The 10810-nt window shown below is 57.4% G+C and carries 11 protein-coding genes and 3 pseudogenes; 8 read left to right on the top strand and 6 right to left on the bottom strand.

The window, feature by feature from the left end; all coding sequences use genetic code 11:
* Window positions 1-472 precede the first annotated feature (472 nt).
* From AC0L2A_RS32525 to AC0L2A_RS32505, 5 genes and pseudogenes are all read left to right on the top strand, one after another.
* Entirely contained in the window at window positions 473-736 is a 264-nt protein-coding gene (locus AC0L2A_RS32525) for a DNA -binding domain-containing protein (protein ID WP_473612303.1), read from the top strand.
* 479 nt (window positions 737-1215) lie between these two features.
* Entirely contained in the window at window positions 1216-1518 is a 303-nt protein-coding gene (locus AC0L2A_RS32520) for a DUF982 domain-containing protein (protein ID WP_473612297.1), read from the top strand.
* A gap of 145 nt (window positions 1519-1663) precedes the next feature.
* Window positions 1664-1912 (top strand): DUF982 domain-containing protein, encoded by a 249-nt coding sequence (locus AC0L2A_RS32515; protein ID WP_473612296.1) that lies wholly within the window; start codon window positions 1664-1666, stop codon window positions 1910-1912.
* 535 nt (window positions 1913-2447) lie between these two features.
* Window positions 2448-2615 (top strand): annotated as a pseudogene (locus AC0L2A_RS32510) (HPP family protein); the annotation flags it as partial.
* A 3-nt stretch (window positions 2616-2618) separates the two neighbouring features.
* A pseudogene (locus AC0L2A_RS32505) lies at window positions 2619-2969 on the top strand (integrase core domain-containing protein); the annotation flags it as partial.
* A 331-nt stretch (window positions 2970-3300) separates the two neighbouring features.
* On the opposite strand, the gene AC0L2A_RS32500 reads toward AC0L2A_RS32505, so the two are convergent.
* The 6 genes from AC0L2A_RS32500 to AC0L2A_RS32475 form a co-directional block, all read right to left on the bottom strand.
* Window positions 3301-4086: a hypothetical protein gene (locus tag AC0L2A_RS32500; RefSeq protein ID WP_473612294.1), complete on the bottom strand. Its 786-nt coding sequence runs from the start codon at window positions 4084-4086 to the stop codon at window positions 3301-3303.
* A complete protein-coding gene (locus AC0L2A_RS32495) occupies window positions 4083-5132 on the bottom strand; it encodes a glycosyltransferase family 2 protein (RefSeq protein WP_473612301.1) in 1050 nt (349 codons plus the stop codon). The genes AC0L2A_RS32500 and AC0L2A_RS32495 overlap by 4 nt, the downstream gene beginning before the upstream one ends.
* A gap of 74 nt (window positions 5133-5206) precedes the next feature.
* Entirely contained in the window at window positions 5207-6352 is a 1146-nt protein-coding gene (locus AC0L2A_RS32490) for a sedoheptulose 7-phosphate cyclase (protein ID WP_473612293.1), read from the bottom strand.
* On the bottom strand, window positions 6349-6795 hold the full coding sequence (locus AC0L2A_RS32485; RefSeq protein ID WP_473612291.1) for an S-ribosylhomocysteine lyase: 447 nt from the start codon (window positions 6793-6795) through the stop codon (window positions 6349-6351). The genes AC0L2A_RS32490 and AC0L2A_RS32485 overlap by 4 nt, the downstream gene beginning before the upstream one ends.
* A gap of 51 nt (window positions 6796-6846) precedes the next feature.
* The gene (locus AC0L2A_RS32480; RefSeq protein WP_473612290.1) at window positions 6847-7620 is read right to left on the bottom strand and encodes a glycosyltransferase; all 774 of its coding nucleotides are present in this window, start codon (window positions 7618-7620) and stop codon (window positions 6847-6849) included.
* 80 nt (window positions 7621-7700) lie between these two features.
* Entirely contained in the window at window positions 7701-8909 is a 1209-nt protein-coding gene (locus tag AC0L2A_RS32475) for an aspartate aminotransferase family protein (protein WP_473612300.1), read from the bottom strand.
* A gap of 543 nt (window positions 8910-9452) precedes the next feature.
* On the opposite strand from AC0L2A_RS32475, the gene tnpB reads away from it, so the two are divergent.
* From tnpB to AC0L2A_RS32460, 3 genes and pseudogenes are all read left to right on the top strand, one after another.
* Window positions 9453-10184 carry an IS66 family insertion sequence element accessory protein TnpB gene (gene tnpB, locus AC0L2A_RS32470; protein WP_473612289.1) on the top strand — a complete coding sequence of 244 codons (732 nt, stop codon included), beginning with the start codon at window positions 9453-9455 and terminating at the stop codon, window positions 10182-10184.
* A 94-nt stretch (window positions 10185-10278) separates the two neighbouring features.
* A pseudogene (locus tag AC0L2A_RS32465) lies at window positions 10279-10452 on the top strand (IS66 family transposase); the annotation flags it as partial.
* Window positions 10441-10695: an IS1096 element passenger TnpR family protein gene (locus AC0L2A_RS32460; RefSeq protein ID WP_473612298.1), complete on the top strand. Its 255-nt coding sequence runs from the start codon at window positions 10441-10443 to the stop codon at window positions 10693-10695. The pseudogene AC0L2A_RS32465 and the gene AC0L2A_RS32460, both read left to right, overlap by 12 nt.
* Window positions 10696-10810: the final 115 nt, after the last annotated feature.

The raw sequence follows: 10810 nt of genomic DNA, 5'->3' as shown, positions 1-10810 counted from the left end.
TTGAAAGGTTCTCCGTTGCCGGAGCGTGGTTAGCACTCGCCAGTGGAGAGTGCTAACGTGGCGCTGAAATAGGCTGTAGGTTCGTTCTGGTCAAGACGGATGAGCGGACGGCCGAAGAGCCAAAAGATTTGGGATCGGCCCGGAAGCCTGGCCCGCATTGCGGCGCATCCCAATGCCTTAGCGCGTTTCGGCCGTCAGCTCTGGACCGACTTTTGTGTCTTATGTGGAATGTGAAATTATGTGAAATTGATGGCCGAGCAGTCGGCCAGAATCGACGGCCAGCCGAACAGTCTTGAGCTTTTTGCAATTCATCCCTAACCTAGGGTTGCATCGCCAAAAGGAGCGCTCATCGCTTCGGCAGGCACTTGCAGATCATGATCGGAATTTCGTCTTGAGACGATACTCCCCTCGGGTTCGGGTAGCCTCTCGAAGCGAAATCTTCGACCAGTTGTTTCCGGAGCCCGATATCGTGATGAAATACACAGACGTTGAACCAGGTCTTAAAGATGAAGTCCCCTGGTCGGACAGCCTGACCGCCTACGACAAGAAGCACTTCAAGACCTACTTGAGGTTCCTGGACGCCTCCGCCGATGATGCGAGTTATGAGGAGATGGCGCAGGTCATCCTCGGCATCGATCCGGCGGAGGAGCCGGTGCGCGCGCGGAAAGCCGCGAGAAGCCATCTCGATCGGGCGAACCGGATGATGACGACCGGTTACAAGGAGTTGTTCGCGTAAATGAGGGTGAACGGGCGGCGATACACGTTGCTTGTTCAGACGTGATCACGGCGTCCGCCACAAGAATGGCATGACATCCGGGCCTGCGGGAATGCAGGCTTCCGCTGACGTCTATTCATGTCAAACTCCGCTCCTCGTACAGGCAGAAGATTCGCTGCGCCGATGCGTCTGCGCGGGGCCATGCAGGTCAGCGGCGGCCGCTCGTCATACCTGGCCGGCGCAGCAAGGCTGAGAAGATGAAGCCGTGTTCTGGTGGCGGGTCAAAGCCGGACGATGTTCACATGGTTCGGGACCATGTAGATATGCCACCTGGTGAGCCACCGCAGTAGCGGAGTCGGCTTGCTCGCCTACCGGGGACTTCTCGCCGCTACTTCTCTTGAAATCGGCATCGCCCTGACAACACACTTTGCTATGGTCGGCGGATGTCGATGAGGTGCCTGTTCACGCAAACCAGCTGTTCAGCAGGTCGGGAGGATCGAATGAACTCTGAGGCTTTCAGCAGCCCGCTTTTCGTGAGACGTGCAGCGTACATCGTGCAAGAGATTGCCAGTCTTGCGGACGCTGTCGATTTCCTCAACGAATGGCCACCAGATCGCAGAGATCTGATCCACGAAGCCGCCCTCAAGGCGTGCTTTGATGCATACAATGGGCGAAAACCTGTAAGTGCAGCGCGCAACACCTTTTTCGGTTTTGCGAAGCCGGCCGCGATATTGGAAGACGCAACCTCCGCCATGCAGTGGCTCGCTACCTCCAAGTCGGGCAGCGGAAAAGTGCGAGCCTAGGCGTCGGCGACGCATGTGAGGCTGGCGCGGGGCAAGTCGAGAGGGCATTGTGTCGACATTTCGCAGTCGCAGCGGAACCGGCTCGGCTCGGCAAAGAAGACGAACTAGGCCTATTTACGCATGATCGCCTTTGGGGGGCGGAGTGATGACCGGCTTGCAGAAATTTGAGAGGCCGGTCGTTGTTCAGATTGGCCGCCGCAGCTCAGAGCGTATCGTATTCGATGTCAATGAGGCGGCGGCTATCCTGCTGCGAGATCTTCATCGTGAGACCGAGAAACGGAGGGTAGCGATGGACGCCTGTCTGCAGGTATTGCGTGGTAAGGCTCATCCACCAGCTGCTCGAAGAGCTTTCGTGGCAGCCGCGCTCGAAGCAAAGATCCTGCGCTGCGATTAAATGCTGGGACGCTGGCCCAAAGGATTCGTTCATCTTCGCGTCGGGGCAGCTCTCGCGCAACCGATGAGCACGGTGTAATTAACTCTGTCACGGGGTCCCTTCGAGGACGAGGCGCTGCTTTTCATGGACAGGCGAGCGCGCCCGAACTGATGTTGCTAGCGAGCGAAAGCACAGGGACGGTTGCTGAGTTCTTCGCGCCAATGCTGACCTTTGAGAATCGTCGTCAGCGCATCTCGCTGTTACTGAGCAAAGATCCAATGCTCACGCGAATTCTTCCCCGGAACGATCAGCGGTAAGCGAGAGCGTTCCGCCATGCCGGGAGGAAGTCGATACTATCCTTTTGCGGTAGAAGTTTCTTCGCGCCAAGGCTCTGGCGCAATTTGAAAGGCACAAGCCGCTGGCGGCGGACTGCCCACCTTGCTGCGCGCAATAATATTCTCCCTGGCCGCGAACATTCGGATTTGTTTGACTTTCAAATCCGTGGCTCCGGCGGCATTGCGGATAGCGCAGAGTTCCACTCGTTCCAAGGCTTAGCATGGGGTCTCGCCTCTTCGTCCCAATCCTCGCCGGCGCGACGTTGCGCGAGCGGCTGCTCGCCTGCATCGGCGCCACGATCGGCATTGCGCTGACCGGTGTGATCAGCGGGCTCGCCATGGGCGGCGGGCCACATGTGGCGCTGCTGGTGGCCCCGATGGGCGCCTCCGGTCGGCGGCCGATCCATCGCGGCGGGCTCGTGCACCATAGCGATAGAGGCAGCCAATACGTCAGCATTCGATACACCGAGCGCCTGGCGGAGGCTGGCGTCGAGCCCTCTGTGGGCAGCGTCGGCGACAGCTACGACAATGCTCTCGCCGAAACCATCAACGGCCTCTACAAGGCCGAGGTGATCCACCGACGCGGACCCTGGCGCTCATTCGAGGCCGTCGAGTTCGCCACGCTGGAATGGGTGGATTGGTTCAACAATCGCCGGCTGCTGGAGCCCATAGGCAACATCCCGCCGGCCGAAGCCGAGGAGCGCTACTACGCCATGCTGGATGAACCAGCCATGGCCGCGTGACTCAAACGAAACGGCCTCCGGCAAACCCGGCGCGGTTCATATCCGGGATTAGCGCGAGGCGGCCTTAATGTCCTTGTTGTCCTCGGTTGATCTGCCGACCAGTTCCAGCATGACACGCCCGACGAGGATCGGGTTAATTCGATGCCACAGTAAAGACCAGGGTGACCAGGCAAAGGTGCTATCGACGGTTCGTCGGGTGGGTTTCGCGAAGCAGGTTTCTTCTGCTCCCATATGCCTCCCCGCAACTTGGACCAAAATCGAAAAACGTCGCCTGCGACGCTTCCGCGACGCGGCGGCATCTCCTAACTCCAGCCACGCTACAGCTTAGCGACTACACCGTAAGTGGGAACTGACGATCCTGAATCTGGTAAACGTAGTCGTTATAGCGGGGATGATCAAACAAATGCAGAATGAAAATCCCTTCAATCCACTCTCCGGTTATTGGCGCTAGCTTTTGCTGGAGACCGTTGAGTTTGGAGATTTTCCGCTGAGTGTTGGCAGCGTTAAACTCCCGTATTGCTAGCAGCTCCCCAGTATATTCGGAGTGCATTTCGCTATGCGGGCCAACCGTATCGTCGAAGTAACAGACAACGCGCGGGAGAAATTTATCCGGCGCTGCGTACAATAATGTTGAAAAGGCAGCGGCTGTTGACGAATAAAAATCGAGATCAAACGAAATAAAACCAATCGGCGTCTCGACTTCAGCGATGAATGATTTACCTGTCTCCCTGACGTCGCCTAAGATCACTCGCGCCGCGGAAAGCTTCTCCATCAGACGATTGACATCCATTTTGAAAAAGCCCTCTTTCCAGATGTGCGGCATATCTCGATAATCAAGCGGAGCCGGCATGCCGCTACCCAGGTCAAACCCTGATATTGCGACGTCAAGAGCTCTTTCCGGATTATAGGTGGCGGCCAATCGCTCCATCGCGACAAGTCCATTGCCCCCTGCGACCCCGAGCTCTAGCAGTGATACTCCGCTTTCTGCCAACGCCAGCGCTTGGGAGAACGCAAGAACGATGCCATAGCCATATTGTGGAAAATCGGGATCCTGTGCTGCTCGCATGACCAAGTCACGGAATTCTTGCTCAGTTTGATAAGCCGACATCTTGATCATATTTGAATTCCGTCGTTTGAGGTGCGCACTTCAAGTGGCGTGGTGTCTACCGGCCGATGAAACGCGATCCTGCACCAAGCTCCGAGGTATGTAGACAGCTTGGCGTCACCATTATCTAAGCTGATCGCCGCCTCCAGATTACTGGACGGCCTTGCTCCCAATAGTGTGGTCAGCTGCAGACCAGCCAGCATGACTGCGCGAGAAATCCCGACTACAGTCACCAACACACAGAAGCAGAAATATTCAATGGAGGAACGATGCTTCTTGTAGAATCGCTTGTGTCCCCAGAAGCGTAGCTGCAATCGGAGACCAGCAAAGGAGTCGAGTGTGCGACCCTCTAAGTGTGTGACTTCAGCCTTCGGCTGGAATGCGATTTTCCATCCAGCCTTCTTGAGTCGTGCGCAAAGGTCCAACTCTTCGACATATATGAAGAAGTGCTCGTCGAAGGGTCCCACTTCCTCAATCGCCTTTTTTCGCAACATCATGCAGGCGCCGTTTACCCAATCAGGCTCCACTCGCCTATCATGCGGCGTCCACCACGGATGCGTCTTCTTGAGATAGGCTCGTACGGTCTGGAATCTAGTTAGCTCCGTGAGTTCAAAAAAATCGCTTGCCAGAGTTGGGAAGGAATTCATTGAAGGCTGAAGAGTACCATCGGCGTTTACATGCCGAGCGCCAACGCACGCTATTCTGGTGTCAGTTGCAAACTCACGGAGCATGCTTGAAATAGTCGACGAACGGCATTCACTGTCGCTATTCAACACAAGAAGGAAGTCGCTCCGGCATTTTTCAAATGCCATGTTGTTGGCGGCTCCAAATCCAATATTCCGTGGGAGCCGAAGCACACCGACCTCGGGGCCCAAGCTGCGAACCGCATCGTAGGTCCCATCCGACGAACCGTTGTCCACCACGATCACCTCAAGCCGATCGCGCAGATCGGCCTCGAGGACCGTCGATATGGCGCGACAGACCAAGTCCCTCACGTTCCAGCATACTATGACCACTGCTACCAATGGAGGAGGCGTCGCCGGCTTACAAGGGGGCATCCATATCGCCTCCGCCCAGGCGACCGACGAACGGAATCGGTTCTCGTTAAGCGTGGAGTTTGGGTAAGCCGCGGTCATTGCGTTCGCCCAAAAATGTCGACGTAGCAGTCAACTGCCTTTTCTAGCTCATCTTGAGTCAGGTCATCGATGAAAACGCATTGACCGAGGGGGCTCGGAATTGGAATCCGCTGGCGGCCGCCCCTATGGAGCTGGCGTTCGCAAGCCGACCGCCAGAGCTGATCGACGGAAATGTCCGGCAATGTCATGGACAGATGAAGGAGCTTCGCTGTGAAAACAACCCGACGCAACGAATCCCAGTTCAGTCGATCGCGATGAACAGCGAGTATCGTTGAGAGGGCAACGTCAATCGCGACTGCTTCGCCATGCCTCAATGGTTTAGCCGGATTTAGTTCGAGGGCGAGGGAGAACGTATGCCCGAGGTCAACGGCTCTGCACAGATCATGCTCGTACAAGTTGCCCTTTAGCTCGTGAAGCATGACTGTAATTGCCCGCCTCAAAACCTGATCGACGGCCGTGCATTGAAAGTCACGCTCGAGAAATTTCGGGCTCAGGTCGATCAAATCGTCCAGCAGCGTCGAGTCGCAGCCGACAGCAAGCTTCAATATTTCTCCGAGCCCGCTCGCAATCTCGTCCTTAGACTGCGATGCAAGGAGCGTTGCATCTAAGAGCACCTCGGAAGGCGGAGAGAATGTGCCAACCAGGTTCTTGCCATTTGCAAAATTAATTGCTGTTTTGATACCAACCGAAGCGTCAACGTACGCCAATAGCGTTGTGGGGACCCGTACGAATGGCACGCCTCTCCGATAGACGCTGGCAGCAAAGCCGCCGACATCGAGCACTGCTCCGCCACCGAATACGATGATTGGTTGGGTTCGCCTATTCAGTCCAAAGGCATGAAAGTCGTTGAGGATTGAGACTAGTGTTGGGACGCTCTTGCAGCCTTCTCCGCCTGGAACGACAACTAGCTTAGCATGCATGCCCCTTGCTTCAAAATACGAGCGAATCTGCGCGATTTTGGTTGACGGGATCCCGCTGTCCACGAGAAGCAGGCGGCGCGACCGATCGTCCCCGACCGAAGCGAGCGACGGATTGCTGGGATCAAGCAACGGACCGCACGCCCGGATTTGGTAGGCGCGGTTGCTTGGAACGTCGACGCGCCACGAAGCCCCATCTGCCGAGAAGTCAGGGTCCTGTGTCATAGCGCTTTCCAGATCGCGTTCGCCCACTCGCTCTGTTGCAAGAGCATCCAGCGCGCCAGGTTTTGTGCGCCGCGAAGACTGTGGCTCTCTGCCCAACCACAATCACGCTCGTTCGCTAGCGGCACTTCGCTAGAGACGAGTATTTCCTCAAGCGCCTTTCTAAGCGCGACCGCCATGGCGTCGAAGCCAGCCACACCACAGGTGACAATGTAGAATCCAGTGAGGCAGCCCAAAGGCGCCACTTTGAGAACACCCGGTTCGTATTTCGGAAGGAGCACCCCAAGAAAGTGTTCCATCGAATGAAGCGCTGCATCCGACAGGTGCGAAACATTCGGCTGGGCTATTCGCAAATCCCAAACGGCGATTGATGTCGCCTCTTCGAAGACGCGGCTCTCCTTTAATCGGAGAGACGGCGGTGTCATGAGATGGTGATCTGGGTCCATTGGTGTTTGCTCCCCACCAGAGATTGAGCGCGCCACACGGGTGCAAGGGTATCAGCAGCTTCCCGTGGATATACCACCCAGGAAATATCTTACTGTCGGCAGCTGGTTCGATCGTATCTCCACGCCATTGTTCATAAGGGTCTCCAACATCTTATCGTCTGGACAGGTGTTGTTTGTGATTTCGATCGCGTCAAAGGTCTCGGGTATGGGCAACGAGACTAGAATCTCCCTAGCGATCAACCAAAGATTCTGGTCGACAAGGAAGAGGGGATCATTATCGCCCATAACAGTGCTGTTTCGTCGTGCACCTAAGCATTGATCCGCCCTGTCCTTGAGGATGTTCGTTCCTTCGACCCACACACCTCTTCGGCACATCAGTCGGTAAATCCGTGCCCCATCTTCGGCATTCGCAGCGCCGGGGAAGAAGGGGTCCAAATATGGGCTGCCATCCGCGTTCAGCATTTGGCGCGCTGAATGGACTGCCCGACAACCCGTTTCGTTTGCGAACTCCATCAGGGACCGCAGGTGCTCTGGCTCGAATTCATTGTCGTCATCGAGAAATGCGATCCATTCTGACTGAGACAGCGAAATTCCTTGGTTCAGAAGTCGAGCGAGGCGGGGGTAGATGCTTCCGCGTGTGTTTGCCAGTGCGCCAGCCTCGAGCGGCCGGCGCGGTTCCACATGGATTCGTAGCGCTCTGTGTTTCTCAGCCGGTAAATGCTCTATCAGCGGATCGACCGCCTCGGCGCAGTCATCTGCGACCACTAAGTGCTCAATCGTGCCAACGTAGTCTTGAGAGACGACGGACCTAATCGCGCGGTTCAACGAGGCCCTCCTACCTGACGTTAGTGTAATTACGGTTATCGACGGCCACTGCAATCTGGTTACTCCGAGCGGTTGTTGGACTATTGCTGGTAGGCGTGCACCAAGGCTGCGTGACAAACGTCAAAAGCGTAGTCGACGCTGTCATTCGTATGGCTAGCTGAGAGATACCACTGGTGATTTGGATGAAGGAGTAGACCCTGTCGGAGTGCATACTCGTAGAACCGTCGCTTATGCGTAGTGTGGTCCGTGTCACCGTTAGCGTTGAAATCTAGAAACGGTGATATGGGAAGCCCTTGAAGCAGTGCCGCGGCCCCCGCCGCCGACAGAGCCTGTTTCAATCCATTGAAGAATCGATCGGAAAGGCGCCACACAGAATCGCTGATTTTTTCGTCTCGCAAGATTTGTAGCGTAGTTAATGCCGCGGCCATTTCGGCGGGATTTGCGAAGAACGTCGAGCTCATATGCGATTGGGCCATACACATGAGTACATCACGACGGCCCGTTATCGCTGATATAGGAAAGCCGTTTGCCATCGCCTTGCTGAAGGTCGCAAGATCGGCCGTAACATTGAAGAACTCTTGCGCTCCGCCAAGGCTGATCCGAAACCCGGACCGCATTTCATCGAGGATGAAAAGTGCACCGTGCCGGTGCGCAACGGACTTCACGCCCTCAAGGAACGCCGCTGACGGTCGCTCGAGTTCATATGGCATCATGATTACGCAAGCGATTTCGCCGGGTCGGCGCGCAAACGCTTCCTCTACCGAGGCAAGATCGTTGTAACTGAAGCTCTCGGTAAGAGCAGCAACTTCCGGAGGGACGCCGGCTGGACGTGGAGAGGTCCAGTCATGCCATCCATTGTATCCCCACTTTAGAATGCGCTTTCGACCGGTAAAAATTCTCGCTAAGCGCACGGCGGCGGATGTGGCGTCTGAACCAGTGCGGAGCAAGTAGCAAAGCTCCGCTCCCGGAATTAGCTTGGTTAGGTGCTCTGTCAACTCAAACTGAAGGGGGCTCCACATCGGTGAAGCACACACCCCGAGCGACAAGCGCTGGTAAACCGCATCATTAACACGTTCATCTGCGTGTCCTAGAATAATCGGCCCGTATCCAAGAACGAAGTCGAGGTATCGGTTTCCGTCAACGTCCCACACGTACGCCCCGGAGGCTCTCTCGTAGTATTGAGGATAAATCTCATTCGAGCCGTCCACCTCCCGAATAGCATTCCGCGTGGCCGCCCAAGCGTCCGTCGCTGATGCAATTCGTAGGTATTCCGTTGTTCTAGGGAACATCTTTCCTCTCAGCACCACATAAATTTCTCCTGCGTCGCCTCACTCAGTACGGAGCAGGGCTCCTAAAACGCGTCAAGCGGTTCGCTGGCTCGGCATCAGCTTTGGTACGCGGCATCCGGCCATACGAGCGGGGGAGCGGATAACGACATTAAAACATGGATACCATAAAAAGTGGTTTATGAGAAGCGCGTTCGGCTCAGAGCCGCACTTTTACCGTCTTACGCAAAATGGCAGCGATATGGTCTGAAAGGTGTATAAAAAAAGCATGTTGAGAAAAAATATGATAATGTGAGGATACCCGCGGCCGCACACTGCGGCGGCAGATCATTTGCCCTCCTGCGCTTCGGAGGATGGTTCGAGGCGGAAAATGACCGCCTAAGGCGGTCAGATCCGGGCTGCAAATCGGCAATGTGACAACGTAGAGCCGGAACAGACCCGCTGAGGCAGAGCATAGCGTGAACGCGTGTCACCGAGTGGCGTTTACGTCCGAGGAAAACGGTATGCCTGCGGTGAGAGCCGCCTTGCGTGGGATGTCCTGTATCGTTGAGCACAGGACGTATGGACAGTGCTTTCGAGCGACTTGAGATTGTCGAGACGGGCTGCCGGCGTCGGTGGCGCGAGGCGGCGAAGGAACGGATCGTTCTGGAGAGCCTGAGGGCGCCGCGGCAGATCTCGGCGACGGCCCGGTGGCACAACATCTCACGATCGCTGCTGCTGATCTGGCGGCGTGCGTTCCTGGCCCGGAACGACGAGACCGCGCCCGGCTTCGTTCCGGCGGTCATGACCGCCGAGCCCGCTCCGACGCCACAGGCCGCGACCTGGATGCCGAGGACGGAGATCGTGCTTCAATGCGGCCGGCGGATCGTCGTCGAAGGTCCGGTCGATATTGCGGCCGTCCTGGCGGTGGCGCGGGCTGGCGACCCTGCGATGATCCCGGTTCCGAGCGGGGTTCGGATCTCGCTGGCGACCGGCCATACGGATATGCGCAAGGGCTTCGCCGGCTTGGCGCTCCAGGTTCAGGAGGTGCTGTGTCGCGATTCGCATGGCGGCCATCTCTTCGTCTTCCGCGGCCGGCGCGGCGAACTGCTCAAGGTGATCTGGCATGACGGCCAGGGCGCCTGCCTGTTCTCGAAGCGGCTGGAGAGCGGCCAGTTCCTGTGGCCATCGTCGGCCGACCGCGTCGTGACGATCACGCCGGCCCAGCTCGGCTATCTGCTTGAAGGCATCGACTGGCGGATGCCACAGAAAACCTGGCGGCCGACCGCGACGGGATGAGGATTTGCGCTCGCGGTTGTGGCTGGATGTGATTCCATCGCCATGTGACGAACACCTCCGTGCCCTGCCGAGCGACCTTGCCGCCGCCCATGCGATGATCCTGCCGGAGCGCGCGGCGCGGCTGAAGGCCGATGCTGTGGCGGCTCGGGAACGGGCCGCAAGCAGCAGCACGGACGCACTGATCGCGCGGTTGAAGCTGGAGATCGAGAAGCTCAGGCGCGAGCTTTACGGCATGCGCTCGGAGCGCAAGGCCAGCCTGCGCGACAGGACCTTCTCCGCCAGGACGACCAAGCTCTGCTCGCTCGTTGATCGCGGTGTCACCCAACTCTCCTATACCTACAACTTCGGCGACGACTGGCGGCACACCGTCACCGTCGAGACAGTCTTCACCGCCGATCCGGCGGCGACTACCCCCGATACATCGACGGCGCCCGGCGCGGCCCGCCGGAAGATGTCGGCGGGATCCCCGGTTTCGAGCCTTCCTCGATGCCATGGCCGATCCCGACCATGAGCAGCATGGCGAACTCAGGCGCTGGCACGTCGCCCTTCGATCCAGAGCGCGTCGGTGATGCCGACATCCAGGTCCGCATCGCCAAACTCGCCAGACGCCGCGCCATCGGCAAAGC

This window comes from Mesorhizobium sp. WSM4844 (assembly GCF_055811775.1).
The sequence above is the reverse complement of the archived record's forward strand: the minus strand, read 5'-3'. Positions and strand labels throughout refer to the sequence as shown.